Source organism: Mesorhizobium sp. W050, from assembly GCF_054719535.1.
On record NZ_JBTTIH010000001.1, the window covers coordinates 1,101,424 to 1,124,355 of the forward strand.

At 61.5% G+C, this 22,932-nt stretch carries 24 protein-coding genes; 4 read left to right on the top strand and 20 right to left on the bottom strand.

Annotated features, from left to right (window positions below; all coding sequences use genetic code 11):
- Positions 1-10: 10 nt before the first annotated feature.
- Both ACYG9Y_RS05250 and ACYG9Y_RS05255 read left to right on the top strand, forming a co-directional pair.
- Positions 11-982 carry an amino acid ABC transporter permease gene (locus ACYG9Y_RS05250; RefSeq protein WP_023687785.1) on the top strand — a complete coding sequence of 324 codons (972 nt, stop codon included), beginning with the start codon at positions 11-13 and terminating at the stop codon, positions 980-982.
- Between the two features lie 625 nt (positions 983-1,607).
- The gene (locus ACYG9Y_RS05255; protein WP_023667968.1) at positions 1,608-2,171 is read left to right on the top strand and encodes a sigma-70 family RNA polymerase sigma factor; all 564 of its coding nucleotides are present in this window, start codon (positions 1,608-1,610) and stop codon (positions 2,169-2,171) included.
- Here ACYG9Y_RS05255 and ACYG9Y_RS05260 read toward each other — a convergent pair whose 3' ends face one another.
- The 11 genes from ACYG9Y_RS05260 to ACYG9Y_RS05310 form a co-directional block, all read right to left on the bottom strand.
- Positions 2,172-2,348 carry a hypothetical protein gene (locus ACYG9Y_RS05260; RefSeq protein WP_023739583.1) on the bottom strand — a complete coding sequence of 59 codons (177 nt, stop codon included), beginning with the start codon at positions 2,346-2,348 and terminating at the stop codon, positions 2,172-2,174.
- A gap of 142 nt (positions 2,349-2,490) precedes the next feature.
- Positions 2,491-2,709, bottom strand: a complete 219-nt coding sequence (locus tag ACYG9Y_RS05265; protein ID WP_023739582.1) for a hypothetical protein — start codon at positions 2,707-2,709, stop codon at positions 2,491-2,493.
- Between the two features lie 73 nt (positions 2,710-2,782).
- The gene (locus tag ACYG9Y_RS05270) at positions 2,783-3,685 is read right to left on the bottom strand and encodes a class I SAM-dependent methyltransferase (protein ID WP_023739581.1); all 903 of its coding nucleotides are present in this window, start codon (positions 3,683-3,685) and stop codon (positions 2,783-2,785) included.
- A gap of 4 nt (positions 3,686-3,689) precedes the next feature.
- Complete coding sequence (locus tag ACYG9Y_RS05275) at positions 3,690-4,670, bottom strand: GNAT family N-acetyltransferase (RefSeq protein WP_245260473.1); 981 nt, start codon at positions 4,668-4,670, stop codon at positions 3,690-3,692.
- A gap of 8 nt (positions 4,671-4,678) precedes the next feature.
- A complete protein-coding gene (locus ACYG9Y_RS05280; RefSeq protein WP_023739579.1) occupies positions 4,679-5,836 on the bottom strand; it encodes a glycosyltransferase in 1,158 nt (385 codons plus the stop codon).
- 7 nt (positions 5,837-5,843) lie between these two features.
- Positions 5,844-6,776: a glycoside hydrolase 5 family protein gene (locus ACYG9Y_RS05285; protein ID WP_023739578.1), complete on the bottom strand. Its 933-nt coding sequence runs from the start codon at positions 6,774-6,776 to the stop codon at positions 5,844-5,846.
- Positions 6,769-7,530 carry a TIGR04290 family methyltransferase gene (locus ACYG9Y_RS05290; RefSeq protein ID WP_023733222.1) on the bottom strand — a complete coding sequence of 254 codons (762 nt, stop codon included), beginning with the start codon at positions 7,528-7,530 and terminating at the stop codon, positions 6,769-6,771. The genes ACYG9Y_RS05285 and ACYG9Y_RS05290 overlap by 8 nt, the downstream gene beginning before the upstream one ends.
- Before the next feature lie 3 nt (positions 7,531-7,533).
- A complete protein-coding gene (locus ACYG9Y_RS05295) occupies positions 7,534-8,337 on the bottom strand; it encodes a sugar phosphate nucleotidyltransferase (RefSeq protein WP_023739577.1) in 804 nt (267 codons plus the stop codon).
- The gene (locus tag ACYG9Y_RS05300; protein WP_023699986.1) at positions 8,337-9,437 is read right to left on the bottom strand and encodes a CgeB family protein; all 1,101 of its coding nucleotides are present in this window, start codon (positions 9,435-9,437) and stop codon (positions 8,337-8,339) included. Before ACYG9Y_RS05300 ends, ACYG9Y_RS05295 begins: the two co-directional genes overlap by 1 nt.
- A gap of 14 nt (positions 9,438-9,451) precedes the next feature.
- Positions 9,452-10,048 (bottom strand): histidine phosphatase family protein, encoded by a 597-nt coding sequence (locus ACYG9Y_RS05305; RefSeq protein ID WP_023667978.1) that lies wholly within the window; start codon positions 10,046-10,048, stop codon positions 9,452-9,454.
- The gene (locus tag ACYG9Y_RS05310) at positions 10,045-11,148 is read right to left on the bottom strand and encodes an inositol-3-phosphate synthase (RefSeq protein WP_023739576.1); all 1,104 of its coding nucleotides are present in this window, start codon (positions 11,146-11,148) and stop codon (positions 10,045-10,047) included. Before ACYG9Y_RS05310 ends, ACYG9Y_RS05305 begins: the two co-directional genes overlap by 4 nt.
- Positions 11,149-11,162: 14 nt before the next feature.
- Here ACYG9Y_RS05310 and ACYG9Y_RS05315 point away from each other — a divergent pair, with 14 nt between their 5' ends.
- On the top strand, positions 11,163-13,046 hold the full coding sequence (locus ACYG9Y_RS05315) for a hypothetical protein (RefSeq protein WP_245260472.1): 1,884 nt from the start codon (positions 11,163-11,165) through the stop codon (positions 13,044-13,046).
- A gap of 8 nt (positions 13,047-13,054) precedes the next feature.
- Here the strand turns inward: ACYG9Y_RS05315 and ACYG9Y_RS05320 are convergent, their stop codons facing one another.
- The 9 genes from ACYG9Y_RS05320 to ACYG9Y_RS05360 form a co-directional block, all read right to left on the bottom strand.
- Positions 13,055-13,240: a hypothetical protein gene (locus tag ACYG9Y_RS05320; RefSeq protein ID WP_023667982.1), complete on the bottom strand. Its 186-nt coding sequence runs from the start codon at positions 13,238-13,240 to the stop codon at positions 13,055-13,057.
- A gap of 94 nt (positions 13,241-13,334) precedes the next feature.
- Positions 13,335-14,375 carry a UDP-glucuronic acid decarboxylase family protein gene (locus tag ACYG9Y_RS05325; RefSeq protein WP_023681096.1) on the bottom strand — a complete coding sequence of 347 codons (1,041 nt, stop codon included), beginning with the start codon at positions 14,373-14,375 and terminating at the stop codon, positions 13,335-13,337.
- A gap of 23 nt (positions 14,376-14,398) precedes the next feature.
- A complete protein-coding gene (locus ACYG9Y_RS05330; RefSeq protein ID WP_023725529.1) occupies positions 14,399-15,502 on the bottom strand; it encodes a CgeB family protein in 1,104 nt (367 codons plus the stop codon).
- Entirely contained in the window at positions 15,499-16,593 is a 1,095-nt protein-coding gene (locus ACYG9Y_RS05335; protein ID WP_023667985.1) for a CgeB family protein, read from the bottom strand. The genes ACYG9Y_RS05330 and ACYG9Y_RS05335 overlap by 4 nt, the downstream gene beginning before the upstream one ends.
- Positions 16,590-17,720 (bottom strand): CgeB family protein, encoded by a 1,131-nt coding sequence (locus ACYG9Y_RS05340; protein WP_023739574.1) that lies wholly within the window; start codon positions 17,718-17,720, stop codon positions 16,590-16,592. Before ACYG9Y_RS05340 ends, ACYG9Y_RS05335 begins: the two co-directional genes overlap by 4 nt.
- A gap of 2 nt (positions 17,721-17,722) precedes the next feature.
- Positions 17,723-18,823, bottom strand: a complete 1,101-nt coding sequence (locus ACYG9Y_RS05345) for a glycosyltransferase family 4 protein (RefSeq protein WP_023681099.1) — start codon at positions 18,821-18,823, stop codon at positions 17,723-17,725.
- A complete protein-coding gene (locus tag ACYG9Y_RS05350) occupies positions 18,808-20,100 on the bottom strand; it encodes a TIGR04295 family B12-binding domain-containing radical SAM protein (protein ID WP_023739573.1) in 1,293 nt (430 codons plus the stop codon). The genes ACYG9Y_RS05345 and ACYG9Y_RS05350 overlap by 16 nt, the downstream gene beginning before the upstream one ends.
- Positions 20,097-21,170: a GDP-mannose 4,6-dehydratase gene (locus tag ACYG9Y_RS05355; protein WP_023691444.1), complete on the bottom strand. Its 1,074-nt coding sequence runs from the start codon at positions 21,168-21,170 to the stop codon at positions 20,097-20,099. The genes ACYG9Y_RS05350 and ACYG9Y_RS05355 overlap by 4 nt, the downstream gene beginning before the upstream one ends.
- On the bottom strand, positions 21,167-22,273 hold the full coding sequence (locus ACYG9Y_RS05360) for an NAD-dependent epimerase/dehydratase family protein (RefSeq protein ID WP_023681102.1): 1,107 nt from the start codon (positions 22,271-22,273) through the stop codon (positions 21,167-21,169). Before ACYG9Y_RS05360 ends, ACYG9Y_RS05355 begins: the two co-directional genes overlap by 4 nt.
- A gap of 217 nt (positions 22,274-22,490) precedes the next feature.
- Here ACYG9Y_RS05360 and ACYG9Y_RS05365 point away from each other — a divergent pair, with 217 nt between their 5' ends.
- On the top strand, positions 22,491-22,766 hold the full coding sequence (locus ACYG9Y_RS05365; protein ID WP_023667991.1) for a hypothetical protein: 276 nt from the start codon (positions 22,491-22,493) through the stop codon (positions 22,764-22,766).
- Positions 22,767-22,932 lie beyond the last annotated feature (166 nt).

A 22,932-nucleotide genomic window follows, 5' to 3' on the forward strand; every position in this document is an offset into this window, starting at 1 on the left:
GATCGAAGACGTGATCGGCCGACTATTGCTCAACCACCCGGACGCGGCGCGCCGCGTTGGCGTGTTCTTCGTGCTCGCCGCCATCGCCGCCGGCCTGTATGGGCTCGGCATCAAAGCCAGTTGGCTCGGCAAGCTCGTTCCGGGGTCGGTCGAGTGGCTCGCCGCCAACCCGGACGTCGGGCGGGCGGTCTCGGCGGTGCTGATCGCATTGATCTTGGTGGCGAACTGGAACGCGCTGCGGTATCTCAGCCGCAAACAGCAGATTGTGGCAGTTTGGATAGAGCTGTTCGTGTTGCTAATGTTGTTTTTCTATTCCTTCGACCTGTCCTTCGCGTTCATCGCCAAGAAGATCGGCTTCCTCGTCTCGAAGGGTGTGGTGACGACCCTCTACATTTCGGCCATTTCGATCGCCATCGCCACCCTCATCGCCTTCGTTGGCGCCATCGCCAAACTTTCCCGCAACGGCGTGGTCTATGGCTTGGCGACCTTCTATACCTCTCTGTTTCGTGGCTTGCCGTTGCTGATGCAGATCTACATCATCTATCTCGGCCTGCCGCAGATTGGCTACGTGATCGGCGCCGTGCCGGCTGGCATCATGGCGCTGTCGCTCTGCTACGGCGCGTACATGACCGAGATCTTCCGGGCCGGCATCGAAAGCATCTCGCGCGGCCAGACCGAGGGTGCTACGGCACTCGGCCTTAGCGCTAACCAGACGATGTTCCTGGTCATCCTGCCGCAGGCGATGCGCGTCATCGTGCCGCCGACCGGCAACCAGTTCATTGCGATGCTGAAGGATTCTTCGCTGGTCTCGGTGGTCGGGGTCTGGGAGATCATGTATCTCGCACGCACGCAGGGCCAGACCGAGTTCCGCCACATCGAGATGCTCATCACCGCCTCGATGATCTATTGGCTGCTCTCGATGGGGCTCGAGTTCCTTCAGTCGCGGATCGAGGACCGGTTCGGGCGCTCACTCAAGCGCTGATCGTCATCCGTGATCTTCGCCAAAGCGAGTTGCACAGCACCGCAACAGCCAGCTTCGGAGAGCAGCTGCAGATTGTACGCCACAGCACGCCGTTCGGCGACGCCGTCAAGGGTGAATCAACCCGGTATTTCATCGGCTTAGCCTGATCGGAGGGCAGAATAGAGCAAGTGCTGGACGAGCATGTTCGTTGGCCGACTGCCCGGCAACTTCGACCGATTGCTGGATTTCACCCGCGCCAACAAATCGATAAAGTCAACGACTTTAACATGTCCTCCGGGCCAACCATTATCGCTATGTATCGATGGTAGCCGAGTTCGCCACGTGGTTCGCCAATAGGTTTGTCAGGCAGTGGTTTGCGCGTTACCAGCCGCACGACTCGGTCCATGCCCTGCACAGCCAAACGCACCGGCGAGGTTCCCGGGAATGAAGCTCGGCATGGTGTTTCGTTCCTTTGAAGTGGGCGTGTTTGGGGGAAGACCGTAGTCGGCGTGTTCGCGCCCGGTGGAATTTTCGAAGAGTTGTTTCCAACGGCGGGAACGAACCAAACTTCCATGCATTTAGCTCTGGCTTCGTTCATTCACTCTTTCTTCTGGGAGCTGGACCATTGTCATCCGGAGGCTATCTCTTGGCCGACCAACAAACCAATGACGTTTCCATCGTTGATCTGATACCTGCCCTGCGGGCTTTCGCGCGCACCTTCTGCCGCGTCCCAGACGATGCCGACGATCTGGTGCAGGAAACGTTGACCAAAGGGCTCGCCAACATCGACAAGTTCGAACCCGGTACACGCATGAAGTCGTGGCTCTTCACCATCATGCGCAACACCTACTACACGCGGATCAAGATCGCTGCACGGGAAGCGCCAGGCCTTCTCGACTGCGCGTCTTCGAGACCGATTTCGGAAGCTACCCAGGAATGGACCGTTCAGAGCAAGGAAGTTCACGGCGCCATCCAAAAGCTGCCCGAACATCAGCGCGAGGTGCTGATGCTGATCGGCGTTTTAGGAGTGGGCTACGAGGAAACCGCCGAAATCTGCGGCTGCGCGGTAGGGACGGTCAAGAGCCGGCTGAACCGTGCCCGCGCCAACATCCTTGAGCTACTCGGGGAGAGCTCGTTGCAGACATTGATAGAAAGGCGAAATCAGCTGTCGGATGGTCAGCTCGATATAGAGGTCGACAGCCGCAGATAATCAGCTCTTCACGTCTCGCCGATGCTTCTCGACGAGAGCATTTTGCAATTCGATCGCCAGCTTGGATAGGCGGTCTGGTATCTTTTCCAGCTCTATGGCGGCCAGCAGGGAAGCAATCTCCCGATCCACAGCCATCTCGACAAGCAGATCCGTGGTATCGTCGCTCGAATGAGACATCACGTTCTCTTGATAGCATCCCTAGATCCAAGTCTGGTGGATGAGCGCTCGGCACTACAAGGCGTTGTGGCCGCCGAGAGGCTCACCGGCGGCCCTTGCACAGTTTTTCCTCCGTGCCGCGGCAAGACGCGGCGCGGTGGCGTCAGTCCTTCAGCAACCGGTTTGCGGCGTGATCCTGAAATTGATCGGACTTGATCCGATTGCCGTCCAGCCCGCGCTCTCGGCCATGTTGCTTCGTGTCGCGGTTGGACAAAACCGCGTTTTCCTCGATCTTGTCCTTTTCCAAGGTGGTCATTGCGCCGGCGCCGGCACCTTTGCCTTGGCTGCCTTGGCCGAAATGCTTTTTGCCGCCGGATGCCATGATCTCCTCCTTCGAATCCAGGACACCGATCGGTGCCGACGCCCGAACCGGCATCGCGCTGTAATGTTCCGTCTCACCCAGCAAGCAAGAAGGCGTCGCCATCCCATGATCGAAACGGCTTCTCGCCGTAGATGACGACCCGCAATTGGTGAGCTTGCGCAAGACGGCCGATGTCGGCCCGGTCCAAAGAAAGCGATCCGCGATAAGAATAGTTCAGCAATGCGAGCCGGCCCGGCCGTTTGAGAACGCGCGCAATTTCATCGAAAAGCCGCTCAGCCATGCCGGCTAAAACCAGGTAGGGAAAGCTGTCGACCGCCAACACGCAATCGAAACTGTCGTCGTCGAAGTCGGCCAGATCGAGACCGGAGGTTTGGCGCAGTTCGACATTGCCGAGCGCTGCGCATTGCTCGGAGGCGATAGAGATCATCCGCGATGATATGTCGATGCCGACCATCCGCTTGAAGGAATTGGACAGCGCGCGCTCGAAACGTCCGATGCCGCAACCGATGTCGAGAATGTCTCGTTGAATTCCGGTGAATTCTCGCGCCTCGAGCCATTCAACGATTTCGTCGGTCATGGCTGTCAGCCGCTCGTCATCGCCAAGGGATCCTAACTGGACACTTGCCGCGGTCGAAATTGCTGCCGCGGCATCAAAACTCGAGGCCAGCCTCCTGACCACGGCGATATCCGTCTCGCCGTTACCGCGTTCATGCCGAACGGCGCCGCCTGTCGCTCGCAAAGTGGCAAGGACGCCCGGTTTGTGGCGCAGCAGTCCAGCGACCTTTCGCAGTCTTTCAGCATCGCCGGTATTCGCCGGACGGACTTTCAGCACGACCTCCGCCAATTCCGCCGCTTCAATTGTGGGCGGCAGGTGAAGCGCCAGCCTGACGAGAACAGCTTCGGCGCAGGCACCATCGGCCACACAACCTTCGACCGCCCGTCTGACCGATGTCCGGCGCTGCGCGTGCACACTCATGACATCAACTCCGCGTCCAGATCCTCCGCATCGTCCACCTGTCGACGGCGCCCCAGCCATATTTGTAGGCTTCCTGGCCGCGCAGGAAGTCGAACTCGCGCGCATCCTCGCGGATCGACTCCGCGATCGCGTGGCCGATCAGAATCGCACCTGGGCTCTCCTCGGCATAAGCAGGATCGAGGCCGCCGAGATAGGCATAGGCGCGGCCGCGGTGGTGAAATCCGTAATAGGCGGCGACAGTCGTGCCTTCGATCGCGAGCAACCAGCAGCGGACCAGACCGTGAGCATCGAGCAAGGGAAGTGAAAGCCCATGGAAGTGCTGCACGGCGGGGTCGGCCAATACACCACCTCCATGTCCAACCCAGCGTGCATGGTGCAGGCGGATCAATTGGTTCAGGAAGTTCTGGTGATCACCCCTAGCTGACGCCAACGCGAGCCGGCCGCGTCTGGACGCAGCTTGGCGCGCCCGGCGCAACTGGCGCCTGCGCCGAGCGGGAACGCAGCCGGCCAACGTTTCGTCGCCGGCAACAGCAAGCACGGGGCAGGCTGCATGAATTACCGGCCTCTCGACCGTTAAACCGGGATGCGCGATCGTAAGACCGGCACTGTTTTGCGGCAGATCAGACAAGATCCATTGTGACCACCCGACCGAGCAGATCGTTTCGGCAATTGTGGACACGACCGCCGCCTCGATATCCCGGACAGCCAGGATGTCCAGATAATCGCTGAGCGAAATACCGACCGGAAGCAGCTTCGAACCGGCCGTTCCATGCTCGAGATAGAGTGGCGCCAGCCCGACCAGATCGCCGCCACGCCAGACCGCGACTGTCGCCAGTTCACCGGGTGCGAATGCGCGCCACCATGGCACCAGCCAGGCGGGGGATTGGAACGGCGTCGCAGAGGAACTCTGCTCCCACAGTTTCCACCAGTGCGGTGTCAAGGCATCGAATTTTACGAGGTCATCGATGATTTCGCTGCGCAACACTGCTTTTCTCACGGTGCCGCAGCGAAGCGCCTGCGATCGGTGCCAAGTTGTGCCAGGGCCTGATAGGCAGCCATATACGACGAGATCATCCGTTCCAGCGAAAACCGCCGCCGCGCTTCAACCCGGCACGCCTCGGCGTCCAGGCTGGGCGCCGCAAGAATGGCTTGGGCCATCTCGTCGACTGTATTGACGAGAAAGCCCGTCCTGCCGTGCTCGATGACATCCGCAAGCGCACCATTCGGGAATGCGACCACCGGGGTACCGCAGGCGAGGGCCTCCATAGCGACAAGCGAGCTTGTCTCGGCGGCCAGGCTTGGAATGACAAGACAGCGGGCTGCGTTGAGAAAACGCCTCTTGGTGTTAAAACCGAGCGGGCCCAGGAAGCGGCGGCGAGCATCAAGACGGGATTGGACCTCGTCGCGAAAGTAGCGCGTATGTGTTTCGTAGGGATAGACCTTGCCGCCGATGACCAGGGGCACGCCCGCCAGTTTGGCCGCGTCCAGGGCCAGGTGAATGCCCTTTTCCGGGCAGACCCGGCTGAGAACCAGGGCAAAGTCTCGCTTCAGCTGCACCAGGTTCAATGCTTCGATGTCAACGCCGTTGGGAATCGGCGCCACCAGTCTGGCCCCTGGTGGCGCCGTTTGCTGCTGGGTGGGCGAGACCGCATGGAGCCACAGGTCGTCGCGCGTCGGTCGCAGAGCCTCGGCCGGATACCAGTCCAAGGGTAGGTGCAGGCTCACCAGGGTCGGACCATCGTCGGGCAGATAGGCATGAAAATCGATGCCGTGCAGATGAACCACATCGATCGGCCATCGGGCGCGGGCAGCGGCGATCGCTTTGCGATGAGCCTGCTGCGCGCGGCTCTTCGCCGCCTCGTCGAGCACGCCGCTTTCAGCCGGTATTTCCACAAGGGTACCGCTCGCGCTGGAGCCGCGGCAGCCAATGACGATAGAGCGGTGGCCGGCGCGAACCAGCTCCCGATCGAGCATCGACAGAACCTGTTCGGCACCGCCGACAGCATCGGGTCCGACGGGTGCGAGAGGGTAGGCGACATTGAGGACAGTGAGCGCCGCGGCTGGTTGCGCCTCGGTCCCGTATGCCGCACCACCTGTCGATGATGCCGCTAATTCGTCCAATGTGTCAGGCGTCTGATGCATTGGCAGCATGACACTTTCACGCTGCCGAGGCCCGCCGCGTCGGGAGCGAAGCGGACGTCATGCCGGGCGCATAGCGGCGGATCATGGTTGCGCAGAATTCCGCGAACTCCTCCGGCACCAGAGGTGGGCTGGTGTGGTGGGGCATCATTCCGCGATGCTGCGGTGTAAAGCAAAAGGTGACCGTCACGTCGAAATCGGCGAGTGCCTCCATCTGCCGGTCAAACCAGTCCAGCGCGTTCGGCCGGAAGCTGTCTGCCCAGGAAAGCCCCGTGCGCATATTGGTGACGCCCAGCCGCTTCATCCAGGCGACGGCATCGTCCAGCCGGGGGTCCTCGAAATGAAACCACTGCACCAGCCCCATTGCGGGCGTATAGCGCAGGAACTCCTCCAGCGCAGGTTTTGGCGTACCGTCCTGGCGCAGCAGCCCCATGTGGAAATGTCGGTAGTAAGAAGAGCCCTCCGCCTCGCGATGCCGCGTCGTTGCTTCCCATTCGCGCGGAAGGTCGTAGAGGCTGTACCACTGGATGCGTGGTGCGTTGCCAATCAGCAACTCAGCGGTGCGCTTGAGCCCCCAAACCTGGATTTCTTCCGCGCCGAAGGTTGATACGCCGACTTCGCTGACCCAGATGGGTAGGTTGGTGACGGTCGCGATCTCGCCGATCTTCTGTGGCCATTCGTGGATCTGCCACAGGTTCCAGTCGAGCGGAAAGCCGTGCACGGCGACGGCATCGACATGGTCCAGCACGCCGAATTCCTTCATGCGGGTGATAAAGCCCGGATCTATCGGCGAGATGCCACCGAGTACTTTCGTCAAAGACGGGTTCTCTGACGCGATTGCGTCAGCCGACAAGATCGCCATCCTGGCAAAGCGGCTCCAATCGGGATCGAGCTCTGGGTCCCAATGCGATTTGTTGTTGGGCTCGTTCCAGATCATGGCGGCTTCAATCATGGAGCTGTCCTTTCGAGGGGTAGATGGCGCCGCCGCCGGCCGGGTCCCCGGCTGCGCGGCAGAAATAGACCTCCTGCTCGGGATGCAGAACGATCTCGAAACCGGCGCTGCGCAGCATCGCTTCGGTGCAGGCGCGGTTTGGAATCCACCAGTTGGTGGGATCGTCGGCATAGCGGTGCTCGATAAAATGCAGCTTGGGAAACTGCGGCTGGTCGAACAGGTCATGCGTCCAGAAATGATAGTTTTCTTCCAACTCGGGCAGATCCGCGCTGCCGCGCTGCATGGACTGGAAGATCATCAGGTCACGGGCGACATGTTCGCGGATCAGGTCGAGCGCGAGCAAGGGGTGGCGCAAATGGTAAAGCACCCCCATGAACAGCACGACATCGAACGTCTCGCGCAGCGAGCCGACGTCGTAGACCGAAAGCTTCTGGAATTCGATCTCGCAATCGGCAACCTCGGCGGCAAAGCGAGCCTGCGCCAGGTAGGCGTCATCGAAATCGATGCCGAGGACACGGTCAGCACCTCGCCGTTTCATCTCGATGGAGTAAAATCCTGCATTGCAGCCGATATCGAGTACGGCCTTGCCCCTCAGATCAGCGGGAATGGCATTGGCAAATTTGCGCCATTTGATCAGCGGGTAGTTGCCCAGAAAATGGTTGGGAGCGGTTTCGACGCCGGCAAGTTCCATGTTGTGGAACCATGGGCCGAGCGCATCGATGCGGCGGCGGATTTCGGCATGGGAATGCAGCATGGCTCAGGCTCCTTCGCCAGGAACGACGGGTACATGCGACTGCGCGCCGGGCATGATCATGGTGGGCCGGCGCTGCGCGGATGAGGCGTCGTTTTCAAGCAACCGCAGAGCTGTTCGATAGCCGTTGAAAGTGCCGACATCGACATAGTCCGACCCAGCCCTGACACCAAAAGCTGTACCGCCGGCCGCGATATAGGCGTTGACCAAAGTGCCGATATATTCGTCACTGCGCTCGCGCTCACGCCAGAGTGCCGCAAGCTGATGCAGGATATGGCCCGGCATCTTGAACGCACCCCAAACCCAGTTCGTGGCGGCATCCTGTCGCTTGACCTGGATTTCGATCACGCGCTCTTGGACGTCGATGACGACGGCGTCGAAGAATTCCGGCTGATCCACCGGGAAAAGCAGAAATGAGAGCTGATCGTCGGGCAAATGGCGGAAACCGTCCTCGGGAAACCAGATCGTATCGGGAAGGCCGACCAGGACGACCTCGTCGGGCGCGACGAGGGGCGCCGCCCGGAAGATCGCATCGCACAGACCGACGGGGTTCGGCTGCACCACGAAGAGAGCCGCCGCGTCACCGTAGCCGGCGGCGTAGTATTCAAGGATGTCGGATTTGCCCGATCCGATGATGAAGCAAATCTTGTCGACGCCGGCCTGCACCATGCGCCGTACCAGATACTCGCTCACGGCGCATGGACGCTCGGTCTGTCCATCGATCCGGCTACCGACCGGCAGCAGCTCTTTCGAGAAGCCGAGCGGCTGAATGCGGCTGCCGCGCCCGGCAGCGGGTACGATGCCCAACATCAGACCGCTTCCCTCATCGGTTCGCCGGGAGATCTTTGAAAGGCCTCGTTCAGGATGCGATCCAGTTCCGCCGCGCGCCGTGCGGAAGTGTGTTCGCCCAAGACCCGGTCGCGGGCACGCCTTCGAATGCCGTCGAGCTCGCGCTCCGGCAATCGCAATGCGGCGACCACATCATCGGTGTCATGCGCCAACAAGATTTCGCGGCCGGGTTCGAAAAATTCGGCCAGGCCCGGCCATGCATCGGTGACGATGGCAGCCCCACACGCGGCCGCTTCGAAGAGCCGTCCCGACGGGCACCAGCCCTTTTGCGCCATCGCCTCCCGGGTGACGTTCAGTGTCAGGCGAGATGATGAGAAGAAAGCCGGATGGTCGGCTGGCGGAAGATGCCTGACAAAGAAGATGTTGTCGCTCCATGGGAATTCCTGCGGATATTGCGCGCCGCCAATGATGAAACGGTGGTCGGGCAGGCGCGCGGCCGGGCGGACCAGCAGCTTTTCGACGCCGGCCTGGCGATCCGCCGCGTAAGTTCCGAGATAGGACAGATCACCGGCGAATTCGGCCCGCTTCTCTGCCGGCCGGTGTTGGTCGGGATCGACATGCCCATAGAGAGGCACCACGTGACGCGCGCCTAAAACCGACTTAAGCGCCTCGATCGCAGAGCCGCCGGTGTAACTCAAAACGAGGTCGAAATCGGCAAGACCCTCAGGTCCGAAATAGGGCGGACGCTCGCCTTGCTCGATGCGGGCAAGCGTGACCGGAGTGTCGAGATCGTAGAAGACACGCAATCCGCGACCTGTCTGCTGCGCCAGCCGCGAGGCCTCCACGGCGTCGGCACAGTAGGAGGTAACGACGACGACATCCGCTTGCTTCATTGCCCGCTCGGCAACGCGACGGATGTCTTCCCAGTCCGGATAAATGACGACGTTGCCGCCATCGAGCCGATCGAGATCACGCGTCCCGGCATAGTAGGGGGTATCGCGTTCGAAGAAGGTGATGGACCATCCCAGCCGACCCAGGGCGCGGATCAGTCCGCGCCAGAGCGTGGCATGGCCGTTGCCCCATGATGATGTAACGGTGAGACCGAAAATGACCATCTGCATCCGGAAAGTCCTCGTCAGGCAGCTTCGTTCATTCGCAGGAGCTTGGAGCCCCAGTCACCCGACACGATCGTCGTGATCGAGGCTGGATCGATGTCGAAGCGGAAGCAGTCGCCGACCGGCAAGCCAAGCACCTTGCAGACGGCGGCTTTGATCACGTCGGCGTGGCTGACCAGGGCGACACACTGATTCGGATGCCGCTCGCGTACTGCGTTCATCAGTGCGACGATCCGCTCCTGGACATCCAGCATGGTCTCGCCGCTCGGTGTCCTGGCCTCCTGCCGCTGGTCGTTCCACGCCCGCCAGCCGGCGTCGCCGTTCAACTCGTCGAAGGTCTTTCCCGACCAATCGCCGAAATCGATCTCGTCGAGTTCGGCGCAGATCGCGATTTCACCGACGCCGCAGGCAAGCGCGATCGGCACGGCCGTCTCTTGCGTACGCTCACGCGGGCTGCACAAGATGGCTTCAATCGGCTCCCGGGCCATGCGGCCACCAAGATGCGCGGCCTGCGCCTTCCCAGCCTCGCCAAGGCAAACGCCGTCCATTCGTCCTGCAAGATAGGAGCCGACATTGTCGTGCGCTGCATGACGGATCAAAAAGAACGTTGTCGTCATTCCGCGGCATCCAGCAAAGGCTCGTCCTTGCCGGCGATGAAAGCGAGCGTGCGCTGCCGCGCTTCGGCGTCGGTGAACTGTTCGGGAGGCGACTTCATGAAATAGCTGCAGGGGCCGGTCAGTGCTCCCGCTATGCCGCGATCGAGCGCAAGCTTGGCGCAGCGTATCGCATCGATCACCACGCCGGCTGAATTTGGAGAATCCCAGACTTCCAGCTTGAGCTCGGCGTTGAGCGGCACGCCGCCGAAGGTCGTCCCTTCCACTCGGATATAGGCCCATTTGCGATCAGTCAGCCACGGTACGTGGTCGCTGGGTCCGACATGAATATTGCCCGGCTCCAGGGGAACATCGAACTGGCTGGCCACGGACTGGGTCTTGGAAATTTTCTTTGATTCCAGCCGCTCGCGTTCCAGCATGTTGAGGAAGTCGGTGTTGCCGCCGAAATTCAGCTGATAAGTGCGATCGATGCGCACGCCGCGCTCGCGGAAGAGATTGGCCAGCAGGCGGTGAACGATGGTCGCCCCGACCTGGCTCTTGATATCATCGCCGACCAGCGGCAGCCCTCGCTGCTCGAAGCGCCGGCGCCATTCCGGACGTGAGGCGATGAAAACGGGTATGCAGTTGACGAAGGCGCAGCCGGCCTCAAGCGCGCATTCGGCGTAGAAGCGCGTCGCCTCCTCGGAGCCCACCGGCAGGTAAGAGACCAGCACGTCGGCGCCGCTGTTGCGCAGGATTTCGCTGACGTCGGCAACCGGCTCCGGCGCCTCCTCGATTTCGTCGCGCAAGTATTTTCCGATGCCGTCAAGTGTCGGTCCGCGCTCGACGCGAACGCCGTTTGCCGCCGCATCGGCAAAGCGGAACGTGTTGTTCGGGGCGGCGTAGATTGCTTCAGCGACGTCGAGGCCAACCTTGCTCCTGGCGACGTCGAATGCGCAGACAATCTCGATGTCCTCGACATGGTAACCGCCGAGGTCGGCATGCATCAGCCCTGGGATTGGTTCGTTGCTTTTTGCGTGACGATAATAGGAGAGGCCCTGCACCAGGGAGGATGCGCAATTGCCGACCCCGACGATACCGACACGAACCTTTTTCGATCCCACGAAACTGCCGCCCTATGCTGTTCAAAGGTAAGTTCCTGCCGCCGAACCACCAGCGTGCCGGAATGTTCCTTGGCCTGCCGAAAAATTGCGCAAGACACTGGATCGAAGCAGCGCTCGCTGCGTTGGCGCAAGGCAAAGCATTGGAAAACCGATCGATGATCGTTTACGGCGACCAGAAGCGGAGGCAGAGCGCAGAACGGCTTCGCGATGCTGCGAGCGAAATTGCTCAAAGTCTGGACCGCATGGCTCATGGCGTCCGACGCCATGCCGCGTTGGTCGGCCTATTCATCAGCGTATCGGAACTGGTTCGCGCGCTTGCCGATGTCGATTTCGAGAACAGGGGCATCGACATCTTTTCGCCGCGGCAACAGCAAGGCGCCAGATTGCTGGTTGGTCTTGCGGCAGAGGTGGCGAAGTCGTGGCGAAGCGGTTTCGCCGTGGGCGGTGGCATCGAGCCGGGACTTCTCCAACTGCTGGACGGGTTGGATTGCGAGGCTGAGGTTCTGACCGGTTCTGCCGAGGGTTACGCGCATTACGCGCTTTATCCCGAAAGCTATTTGGGAGCGGCGCAGGAGTCAGGTCTCGATGCGAACACATGCGTGATCGGCATCCGCAGCATCGGCCTGGGGCTTGCCGCCATAGTGGCTGCCGCGATTGGCGCGCCGGCGCCGTTCAGCGTTCGTCCGGTCGGCCATCCTTTCCGCAGGCACATCAATGCCGATTCGCGCTCGATCGCTTCCTGGAAGAACAATCCATCGGCACGCTTCGCCGTTGTAGACGAAGGTCCCGGTCTGTCCGGCAGTTCGATGCACGCCGTCGTCGCGTGGCTGCGGGAACTGGGTATTGGTATGGACCGCATTCACCTGTTTCCCAGCCATCCTGGCAACCCGGGCATCGAAGCGTCACGGGAGGCTAGGGAGACATGGTCGCGCTGTCCGAAACATGTGGCGACGGCGCTCGAATGCACCTTCCCCGAAAGCTCGAACATTCCCACGCTTAGCGAATGGGTGGCCGAGGCGGTCGGCAGCCCCGAATTACGCCTGACCGAACTGTCTGGTGGCGAATGGAGGAGCGTCCACTACGTCGACGAAAAGCATTGGCCGCCGAGCCCGCGCGGCATCGAGCGGCGTAAATTCCTGGCGTCCGCGGGGTGTGGTCGCTGGCTCGTCAAATTCGCCGGCCTCGGCGAAACCGGACGGCGTAAGAGACGAGCCGCGGAAATGTTGGGGAAAGCCGGGTTCGGATCGCAAGTGGTCGGGCTTTGCCACGGCTTTCTGGTCGAACGGTGGATTGACGGCACCACGATGGACCAGGCGCCGCTGCCCAGAGGAAGGCTGGTCGCGGAGTTGACGCGCTATCTAGCCTGGCGGGCGCTCAATCTCCGAACCTGCGAACCGGGTGCATCATTGCTCGCACTCGCGGAAATGGCTGTTTCCAATACATCTGAAGCCCTGGGCGAGAACCGAGCGGCGACGTTGCGCCATTGGCTCTCGAAAAAAACCCCTGCGCATGTTCTGCAGCGGGTGGAAATCGACGGAAAGCTTCACGCGTGGGAGTTTCTCGTTTGTGCCGATGGCACGGTGGTCAAGACAGATGCCGTCGACCATTGCCGGGCACACGATTTGATTGGCTGCCAGCCGATAGAGTGGGACATTGCCGGCGCCTGTGTCGAATATGGACTGTCCGACAGCGATGTGACGACATTGGTCGAGGGGATGGGGCTCGATATTGACAATGGCCACATCGATTTTTTCGAACCCTGCTATTTGGCGTTCCAAATCGGGCTCTGGAGCACGGCTGCGCAATCCGAAAATGGCCAGGAAAAAGCAAGGCTGGCCGCGACGGCAGACCGATACAGGGCGGGGCTGATACGATTCCTGGACGAATCTCAGGTGTAACGTTTCGATCAATCCAGCCTTCGCAGCATGTCTGCTTCCTGCTCAAGAATAGCGGCCACTTCCTCGCGCTGCAGATGCGTCATCATCAAGCTGACGCAGCACTCGAGATAGGTGATCGAGGAGCGCCGCAAATAGGCAGCCGCCTCGCGTTCGGCAATCTTGTCGACATCCTTCGCGGGTCGCTTGGGTTGCATGAGGATGATCCTCCGTATCGGGTCCCTCCCGCCAAACTACAAGGTTGGATGGATGTTCCGCACGATCTCCGGGCAGGTCCGGCCGCGGCCCACGTCATGCAGGAAGGTTCTGCAGCCCGCCTGCGGGTCTCCTTTTGGCAAGGCCTGTCATCTGATCGCCGATGCCGGTGCCTTCGAGCGCCGCGAAATAATCGATCGTCAGCTTGAGCCCTTCGTTGAGCGGCACTCTCGGCGACCAGCCGAGCAGCGTTTTCGCACGCGAAATATCAGGCTGCCTGCGCCGAGGATCGTCTTGCGGCAGGGGCAGAAATTTCAGATCCGACTTGGTGCCGGTCATCGCCTTCACCAATGCCGCCAGTCGCACGATGGTGAATTCTCCGGGATTGCCCAGATTGACCGGCTTGCCCGGATTGGGGTCGATGTTCATCAGGCGCATCAATCCATCAATCAAGTCGGAGACATAGCAGAAGGATCGCGTTTGCTGGCCGTCGCCGAATATCGTCAGCGGACGCTTCTCGAGCGCCTGCATGATCAAATTCGAGACGATGCGACCGTCGGCCGGATCCATTCTCGGACCGTAGGTGTTGAAGATGCGCGCGACGCGGACGTCGGCCTTGCCGGCCCTTAGATAGTCGAAGCAAAGCGTTTCGGCGGTGCGCTTGCCCTCGTCGTAGCAGGCGCGTGGGCCGGTGCAGTTCACATGACCGACGTAGTCCTCCCTTTGCGGGTGTTGTTCCGGATCGCCATACACTTCGCTCGTCGAGGCCTGCAGCAGTCGCGCGTCATTGCGGACAGCGAGTTCGAGCAGGTTGAGGGTTCCGATCACGCAGGTACGCGTGGTGTGTATCGGGTCGGCCTGATAACGCGGCGGTGAGGCGGCGCAGGCCAGGTTGAAGATGTGATCCACGGGCTCGCCGAGATCCAGTGGCCGGCAGATGTCCTGCTCGATCAACCGGAAACCCGGCCGGTCCATGATCGAGATGATGTTTTCCATGCGCCCGGTCAGAAAATTGTCGACGCAGATCACGCGCCAGCCGTTGCGGAGCAATACTTCGCAAAGATGCGAACCGAGGAAACCCGCGCCGCCGGCAACAAGCACCGTCTTTGCCCTGTGCGCCTTTCTTGTCTGTCGCATCGCTGTTTTCTCCTGTCTGCCGTTCATGCTGCACTTCCAATGTCGAGATCGAGGGCCGTCGCCCTTGGTTGGGTCAGCGCCGCCACGAATTCGCGAGCCCTGGCCCCACCGGTGTGGGAAGCGAGGACGAGTTTGCGAGCCCGGCCGGCCATGGCCAGGCGTGCGCGCTCGGACTCGCCAACGAGGATATCGATGACTTCGTCCGTCTCCGCGGCGGTGTGGATCGCCGATGCGGGAAAGAAGCTGTCGAGCCCTGGCCAGTGGTCGCTGACGATGGGCGTGCCGCAAGCCGCCGCTTCGAACAGGCGCACGCTGGGCGACCATCCTGCGGTGATCATGGAACTGCGTGTGACATTCAGCGTGTAGCGCTGACGGCTATAGAACGCGGCGTGATCGGCTGGCGGCAAATGTTCGATGCGTTCGACATTGTCCGGCCAGATGATGTCGGATGGATATTGGGAGCCGGCCACGACGAAACGGAGGTTCGGCATATGCCGTGCGGGCTCGAGCAGCAGAGCGTTCAGCGTTGTCTGCCGGTCCATGCTGTAGGTGCCGAGATAGCCGAGATCCCAGCGGATCGGATCTCCTGTCGGGTGATGCCGTTCTGGATCGACCGAACAATAGAGAGGTTCGGCATGGCGTGCGCCGAAGTCTTGCGCCAGATGGTTGAGCGTTGGTCCGCCAGTGAAGGAGAAATAGACATCGAAGTACGGAATTTGCCGCGAACTCAGATAATCGCAATCGTCGGCTGAAAGCTTGGCCAGGGTCACCGGGGTGTCGATGTCGTAAAAGCAGAGCTGCCCCTTGCAAAGCGAGGCGACGATGTCGATGACCTGGCGTCCTTCTGGAACAAAGGATCCGATGACGATGATGTCGGCCTGCTCCAGGCACTGTGCGTAGTCGCGTTGCAGCTCCGCAGTGGTTTCGTAGTAGCGCAAGGCGCAGAACTCCGGATCGCGCAGATCGCGGTGATTGGCGTACCACGGCACGTTGCGCTCCAGAAAAGTCACCCGGTGACCGAGTCCGTGCAAGCCTTTCAAAAGACCCCGGAAAGTCGTGGCGTGGCCGTTTCCCCAGGATGAGGACAGCGACAGGCCGAGAAAGACGATGTCCAGTTTCTTGGTCATTCCGCTGCCTCCACGGCCCCGTGCTCGAAATGACGTTTGAAGACGGCATCCGCCACATCCGCCCGAAGCGCGTAGGTATGGTCCGCCAGCACGCGGTGAAGTGCGGCTTGGCCGATTGCCTTGGCCCGCCCGGGGGTCAGCGAGCGCATTATTTCGGCGACATCGCCGCCGTCACGCGCGACCAGGATCTCCTCGCCTGGTTTCAGGAACAGTTCCACGCCCAGCCATGCATCCGTGATGAGACAGGCGCCCGCGCCGGCCGCCTCGAACACTCGCGTGGCCGGTGAAAAACCGTTGGCGGCCATGCTGTCGCGGCTGATGTTCAACACGGCTTTTGGGGTGACATTGAAGGCGTTGTGATCGCGGGTGCCGACATGGCCGAGCCAGCCTACATTGGTGGGGAGCGGCTTGTCGCCCCAACCCGAGCCTCCGAGCAGGAAACGCTGTTTCGGCAGCTGGCTGGCGGGATCGAGGAAAAACGATTCGACACGCGCTTCACGGTCCGGCAGCCGGTTTCCGAGGAACGCCAGGTCGCAGGCAAAACGCGCTTTGCTGGCGACCGGATGGTGCGTTTCGGGATCGAGCGCATTGTAGATGGGCACGCACTCCTTGGCGCCCATGGCACGATAGGCCCAGACAACGGGATCGCCGCCACCATAGGTCAGCACGAGGTCGATCTCCTGCAGTGCACGATGGAGCGGGTGGTCCGGCTCGTCGCGCAACTGGGCAAGCGTGGCTGGCGCATCCACGTCCCAGAATACGACAAGCGCGTCGCTGCGGGCGTGGTCGAGAACGGCGCGAAGCAGCGCCTCGTCTTCGAAACCGACGCCACTCGCCTTGACGACGATGTCGGCGCCGGCGGCACGTGCCGCGACCTGCATCAGCGCATGCTGGGTCGCCTCATAAACGACGACAGTGCACCAGTCGGGAGCTTCGATGTCGCGGTTCTTCTGCCGGTCGTAGACATCGGGTTCGTAGAACGTGATCTCGTAACCCAATTGCGAAAGTGCCTTGAGCAAACCGCGATAGTACGTCGCGGCACCGTTCCAGTAGGACGACAAAAGGCTCGATCCATAGAATGCGATCTTCATGCGACGGCTTCCTTTGCGGCTGTCGGGACGGCGGTGTGTCGGTTCGCGCATTGCGTGAGCACGCCGAGCAACTCGTCGACGCGGTGGCGGCAGGTGTGCCGCGAGCGGATGGTCTCGAGACCCGAGGTCACCAGGGAGGCCGCAAAGTCCTCGTCGGACAACACCGTCCGAAGCTGTTGCCGCATTTGCGAGCCATTCTCGGCAAACAGGAAGTCGACACCGGGCCTGAAAAGCTGCTCGACATCGGACCATGGCGCTGAAATCAGCGGAATGCCGCAGGCGAGTGCCTCGAACATGCGGATCGTCGGGATTCCGGGCAACCTCTCGCGATAGGGGCGCCGTGGGATGTGAACGGTGACACGATGCGCGGCGAAGGCCTTCGGCACGTCGGCATTGGCGATCCACCCCTCATAGCGCAGTCCTGCGGTGGCCAGATCCGCAAGTGCGGTCTTGGGGTAGCGTACGCCGTGAACAGCGGCATCAAGGCGGAGATCGTGCACCGGCTCGATCAGAAACTCCTTGAGTTCGGCGGTCCGCTCATCATCGCCCCAGTTGCCGATCCAGACCAGATCGGAGGTGGGGTGGATCTCCGGGTGCGGCTTGAACAGGCGATCGTCCGCCGCTTCATGCCAAGTGAAGACGCGCTTGCCCCAGCCGGCGCGCAGATAGCTCTCGCGCAAGGTTTCGCCAAAGGCGAGAACGCCGTCATAGTGCTCCAGCCGGAGCGCCGAGAGTGCCTCGGTCGCAGACACGGCCCGGTGGTGGGTGTCGTGAAAAAGAAGGATGAAGTTGCCGCCGGCGGCCCGGGCACGGCCAATACGTGCGACAAGCTCCGGATCCGTCCACTCATGAACGATCACAACGTCGGCCTCGGCAATCCAGGCTTCGTGATCAAATCCGGCATCGTAGGTCACCGGCATCAGTTCGGGAAAATCCTTGCGGAAGCGTTCGATGGCGAACGACCCCTTCTCAGCCAGCAGATTCGACCGGCTCCAGCCATTCGCCGGCTCCAGCGCAATCGCCTGATGCCGGCGCTGGACCAGCTCTCGCATGACGCCGCGCAGGAAATGGGCATTGCCATGGTTCCAGTCGGAAACGACCGAGTGGGTGTAGAACACAAAGCGCATGATCAGCGCTCCGCCATCGCTAAGGCCGCTTTGTCGTACACGCCGCGCATAGCCGCTGTCTGCTTTGTCAGCCTAAACCTGCGGCTGCGTCGGATGGCTGCCTGGCCAAGCTCTCGCCGGAGCTCGGCATCGCTGGAGAGACGGTTGAGGCAGGCAGCGAGATCGTGCGGATCGCGCGCGTCAAAGAATATCGCGGCCCCGTCCCATAGTTCGCGATAGGTGGCGATATCGGAAAGCACCAGGGGCGTAGCCGACATGGCGGCTTCCAGCGCGGCCAGGCCGAATGGCTCGTAGAGCGATGGCGATACGAAAATACCCGCGCGAGCCATCAACGAACGCACCTCATCGGACGGCACTGCTCCCAGAGGAACAGCATGGCTGAAGCTGACATGCTCGCCGTTTGGGCCGTTCGTCGAACCGGCGGCAAACAGAGGCCATCGCGTCAGGGACGCCGCCTGATCGACCACCGCCGCATTTTTGCCCTCGTCCCACCAGCGGGCAGCGGCGAAGACGAGCGGTTGATGCTTTTCGGCCTTCGGCAGAGGACGGGCACCATTTGTGACCACACTCAAGCGCGCGATCGGGCCGTAGCAGGTCTCTAGCATGTCGGCATGGCTGCGGCTCGGCGCGATGACCGCGTCGGCCCGATCCATGCCGCGTCTGTTGCGCTCCTTCTGCCAGGCCCATGCCCCATCCGCCGCCTGTCCTCTGACCGCATGGAACCAAGTCGTCACGCAGGAATGGGAGACCACCACGACCGGGCATGGCGCGTCGAATCCCGCCGCCTGCGAAGGCGCGTTGAAATGGACAAGGTCGATGGCGTGGTCGCGCATGGGCGCATGCAACTCCCGAGGCAGCGCGTCGAGATCACCGCCGTTCCGGGTCATCCAATCCGGCGGCGTGTTGAGCCAGATCAGCTTCGCGAAAGCCTCCGCCTCGTCGGCCTGCTGCCTGGACGGTGGCGGACCGAGACCGGCAAGCACTACGCTATCGCCGCCATTGACAAGTTCCCTGGCCAGGTCGAGCGCATAGCGCCACACGCCGCCCACGGCGTCGACCGTCATCAGGATGCGCCGCGAGCGCGGCGTCAGTGTCCGCAACATGTCGCCTCCAGTTCCGCCAGCGGACGCGGGCGCCTTTCCTGGATGTCGCTGAACTTCTGGAATGATGCGAGATAGTGATCATGGGCGCGCTCCCAGGCGAGGTCGTCGGGTTCGCCCCAAAGCTCGCGATAGCTTGGCGAACTCGGATATGGATAAAGCGGTACGGGTTCATTGGCCCACACGCCGTTGTCGATCAGGTGCGTTCGCCAGTAGTCCACAAGGGCAGGGTCATCCTCGACGACGCCGATCAGATTGGCCTGTACGAACGGAACGTGACGCCTGGCATTGACGAGCAGCGCGGCAAGTTCCTCGGTACCCAGCCGGCAGCGTTTCGCCAGCATCGCACGACCTTCCACGGTCAGGCTTTCGAGGCCGGCCTCGATGGAGACGCAGCCGGCCGCACCGAGCAGTTCCAGCAGATCGGGTTTCCAAAGGTCGATGCGGGTCTGCACACCGAACTTCACGTCGCGATCGATCAACGCTTCCAGCAGCGCTTTCTGCGGCAGGAAGATTTCATCGATGAAATAAATGTAGCCGACGCCCTGGGCAATCAGCCCATCGATTTCCGCTATGACCGCCTCGTGGTTTCGGCGGCGATAGGCATCGCGGAAATCGATCTTGGCGCAGAAGCTGCAATTGTAGGGGCAGCCGCGCGATGCTTCGACCTCCGCGCCGAACCCAACCTGCTTGTCATCGAACCTGTGATGGTGGTGCGAATGGGCTGTGATCCAGTCTGATGGCCATTGGAGTGGCGGATGATCGACAAACGAACTGGCGTGGACGCCGCCGGTCAAAACCACCTTGGCGTCGCGCAGGTAAGCGGTCGAGGGCACCGCGCTCCAGTCGTCGCGCCGGGCAAGTTCCGCGACGATTTCCTCGCATTCGCCGCGCACAACAATGTCGACGCCAAGCTTGCGCAAGGTTGGCGCGGGCGTAGCCGAGCCATGCGGCCCGACCGCGACTGTGCGTCCACCGCGCCCGGCGAGACGGTTGAGGAAATCGGCCGGCACGCGCAACTCGGGTGGTGCGCAGCGCCAGAACAGATAAGTCGGGGCGGTACTGACGACCGTTATTGCCGGCCCGAAATCAGCCACACGCTCGGAGAGGTCCGAGTTGTCGAGCTCCTGCAATTGCCCATCCAGCATCAACACCTCATGGCCGGCTGTTTCGAGCAGGGATTTCGAATAGCCGAGTTCCAGAGGGAGATGTGGTTGGCGGCAGCCGAAATAAATGCTGTCGTCGTAGGTCCAGAACGGGTTTACCAGGGCGATTTTCATGCGACGTACCTCACGACTTCGGGGCGAGGCTGGAGCCGGTGTTGTTGCAGCCAGTCTGCGAGATCGCGAATGCCTTCGCGCCATGAAACACGAGCTTTCCAGCCAAGCATCGCTTTGATCTTGCGGGTGTCGGCGACGAAGAAGGGCTGATCGCCGGTGCGTTCGCCATCATGGCGGATCGAAAGCTCACGGCCGGTCAAGCTACGGATCTCGCTCAACAGCATGCGCAGGCTGATCGCATTATCGGGGCCGCCGCCAAGATTGAATGCCTGGCCTTTGGTCGTCTCGATACGATCGAGCGTGGCCCTGTAGGCGGCGACCGCATCGGAGACATGCAGTATGTCGCGCACTTGTCTGCCGTCGCCGTAAATGGTGATTGGACGTCCCGTCAGCGCACTCAGCAGGAAGTGCGCGACCCAGCCTTGATCCTCGGTTCCGAACTGGCGCGGCCCGTAAATGCAGCTCATCCGCAGCACCGCCGTCGGCATGCCGTAGGATTTGGCATAGTCGAGCACATATTGGTCCGCCGCGCCTTTGGAGCAGCCATAGGGCGTGCAGAAATCCAGGCCGTGGGTCTCGTCGATGCCATTCGCTTGGATGATGCCGTCGCAAGGCAGGTAACGATCGCCGTCCTCGCGAACCGCGACGTCTGGCAGGCTGCCATAGACCTTGTTGGTGCTGGCGAAGACCACCGGAACAAACTCACTGCTCAGCCGCGCCGCCTCGAGGACATTGAACGTTCCTCGAAGGTTGATGTCGAAATCCTCGTCCGGTTGGACCAGGCTCGTTGTGACGGCGGTTTGCGCGGCCAGGTGGAAGATCGCCTTGGAACTCTTCAGAACGGGCGCAAGCGCGTTGGCGTCGCGCACGTCAATCGTTTCGACCATGAGGCGGCTTCCGTGTTTCTGCGCCAGCCATTCAAGGTTCTGTTCGACGCCGGGGCGGCTGAGATTGTCGATCACCAGCACCGGCTCGCCATCCGACAACAGGCTGTCGGCCAGGTTCGATCCTATGAAGCCGCTGCCGCCGACAATGGCGACGGGCGCGTCGCGTCGATTGCGCGTATTCATGACACCAGCCCACGTTCTTCAAGCTCGCGTTTCATGTCGGCGCCGCGGTCGATGGCGGACGAGTTGCGCACCCAGGAAACGAAATCGGCGAGCGAATTCTCCAGTTGTTGCCTCGGCTCGAAACCGAGCAGCTCACGGGCCTTGGAAATATCGGCGAAGCAGTTGCGGATATCCCCGGAGCGCGCCTTGCCGAGCAACTCTGGCGAGCGGTCCGGCGTTCCCATGGCCTCGGCAAGTACCCGCGCGACGTCGCTGATAGCATAGGCTCGGCCGCTGCCGATGTTGATGACGTGACCCCTTGCCTGGCGTTGCTGCAGCGCAAGACGAAAGGCGCGGGCGACGTCATCCACATGGACGAAATCGCGCTTCTGTTCGCCATCCTCGAAGATCATTGGCCGTTGGCCGTTGGCGAGACGCGAAGCAAAATTGGCCAACACGCCGGTATAGGGGTTCGACAACGCCTGGCCGGCGCCGAAGACGTTGAACAGGCGCAGCGCGACCGCATCGATGCCATAGGCTTCGCCGAAGATCAGCACGGCGCGTTCCTGGGCGTATTTCGTCAGCGCATAGATAGAGGCGAGGTCGACCGGCTTTTCCTCGTCCGTCGGCAGGGGAGAGAGGGGCTCGCCTTCCGGCGACAGCGGATTCCACTGCCCGTTTTTGATGTCGCTCGCCTTGCGCCGGGCATTGTCGATGCGCCGGCCGTCCGATGTAGCATAGAGGCCCTCGCCATAGACACTCATCGATGAGGCGACGACAATGCGCTCGACCGGATGTTTGATCAGCGCCTCGAGCAGCGTCGCGGTGCCGAGATCGTTGGTGCCGACATAGCGCGCGATCTCGTACATCGACTGTCCGACGCCGACTTCCGCCGCCAGATGAATGACCGCGTCAACGCCTTCCAGCGCCTTGGCGACCGCCTCCCGGTCCCGAATGTCGCCCTTGATCAGCTCGGCCCCGGCGGGAAGGGCGACTGTTTCGCCTGCGTGCACCTGCTCCAGCAGCACATCCAAAATGCGAACCGAATAATCCTGCTCGATGAGTTCCTGGGCGACATGCCGGCCAATGAAGCCGCAGCCCCCTGTAACCAATATCCGTTTCACGACCACTCCTCAGACAGGTAATCTTGGCGACCCGAACTTTTCGGCAAAAGGTTTGTTCCCTTGGCTTCAACAAAGTTCCTTTGGCCGGCTTCGTTCGGAAGCAGCCACATCGCGCTCGCCGCGCCGTGCCGGAACATTGCCGCCCTTGTGCTGTTAGGACGCCGGCAGCCCCGACGATGCCCGATGTTGGCAACGCCGATGATCAAAGGAGATTTCAATGTCCCAGTCGCAAACGACCACCAATCACGACGAAATCCGCAAATGGGCCGAGGAGCGGGATGGACGGCCGGCAGTGGTTCGCACCAAAGGGGCGGGCGGCATCCTGCGGATCGACTTCGGCAAACCCGAGGAAGCATTCGAGCCGGTGGAATGGGACGAGTTCTTCCGCATATTCGACGAGAACGATCTGGCCTTTCTTTACCAGTCCAAGACTGGTGACGGACAAACCAGCCGTTTCAACAAATTCGTCGAGCGCAACCAGAAAGGCGAATGACACATTTCGAGCCGGCCGATTTGCCCGACCTGGTTCTCGGGCCAATTTCTGGATGCGGTGGAACAATAGAGGCTCCGATCCTTCGGTCGCTGAACCACATCCGCAGCAAGGATCGAAGGCCTGGGCCTGAGCGCAGGAGGCGGCGGGGCTGGATAGGCGCCAAAAG

Bases quoted from the DNA above. Each gene is read 5' to 3' on its own strand.
- ACYG9Y_RS05265 (WP_023739582.1), bottom strand. From the start codon at position 2,709: ATGGCATCCGGCGGCAAAAAGCATTTCGGCCAAGGCAGCCAAGGCAAA.
- ACYG9Y_RS05320 (WP_023667982.1), bottom strand. From the start codon at position 13,240: ATGCAACCCAAGCGACCCGCGAAGGATGTCGACAAGATTGCCGAACGC.
- ACYG9Y_RS05355 (WP_023691444.1), bottom strand. From the start codon at position 21,170: ATGAATACGCGCAATCGACGCGACGCGCCCGTCGCCATTGTCGGCGGC.
- ACYG9Y_RS05295 (WP_023739577.1), bottom strand. From the start codon at position 8,337: ATGTTGGGCATCGTACCCGCTGCCGGGCGCGGCAGCCGCATTCAGCCG.
- ACYG9Y_RS05335 (WP_023667985.1), bottom strand. From the start codon at position 16,593: ATGAAGATCGCATTCTATGGATCGAGCCTTTTGTCGTCCTACTGGAAC.
- ACYG9Y_RS05290 (WP_023733222.1), bottom strand. From the start codon at position 7,530: ATGCTGCATTCCCATGCCGAAATCCGCCGCCGCATCGATGCGCTCGGC.
- ACYG9Y_RS05270 (WP_023739581.1), bottom strand. From the start codon at position 3,685: ATGAGTGTGCACGCGCAGCGCCGGACATCGGTCAGACGGGCGGTCGAA.
- ACYG9Y_RS05315 (WP_245260472.1), top strand. From the start codon at position 11,163: ATGCTGTTCAAAGGTAAGTTCCTGCCGCCGAACCACCAGCGTGCCGGA.
- ACYG9Y_RS05305 (WP_023667978.1), bottom strand. From the start codon at position 10,048: ATGACGACAACGTTCTTTTTGATCCGTCATGCAGCGCACGACAATGTC.
- ACYG9Y_RS05345 (WP_023681099.1), bottom strand. From the start codon at position 18,823: ATGTTGCGGACACTGACGCCGCGCTCGCGGCGCATCCTGATGACGGTC.
- ACYG9Y_RS05285 (WP_023739578.1), bottom strand. From the start codon at position 6,776: ATGATTGAAGCCGCCATGATCTGGAACGAGCCCAACAACAAATCGCAT.
- ACYG9Y_RS05280 (WP_023739579.1), bottom strand. From the start codon at position 5,836: ATGCTGCCAATGCATCAGACGCCTGACACATTGGACGAATTAGCGGCA.
- ACYG9Y_RS05365 (WP_023667991.1), top strand. From the start codon at position 22,491: ATGTCCCAGTCGCAAACGACCACCAATCACGACGAAATCCGCAAATGG.
- ACYG9Y_RS05350 (WP_023739573.1), bottom strand. From the start codon at position 20,100: ATGAAAATCGCCCTGGTAAACCCGTTCTGGACCTACGACGACAGCATT.
- ACYG9Y_RS05260 (WP_023739583.1), bottom strand. From the start codon at position 2,348: ATGTCTCATTCGAGCGACGATACCACGGATCTGCTTGTCGAGATGGCT.
- ACYG9Y_RS05300 (WP_023699986.1), bottom strand. From the start codon at position 9,437: ATGCAGATGGTCATTTTCGGTCTCACCGTTACATCATCATGGGGCAAC.
- ACYG9Y_RS05330 (WP_023725529.1), bottom strand. From the start codon at position 15,502: ATGACCAAGAAACTGGACATCGTCTTTCTCGGCCTGTCGCTGTCCTCA.
- ACYG9Y_RS05340 (WP_023739574.1), bottom strand. From the start codon at position 17,720: ATGCGCTTTGTGTTCTACACCCACTCGGTCGTTTCCGACTGGAACCAT.
- ACYG9Y_RS05325 (WP_023681096.1), bottom strand. From the start codon at position 14,375: ATGCGACAGACAAGAAAGGCGCACAGGGCAAAGACGGTGCTTGTTGCC.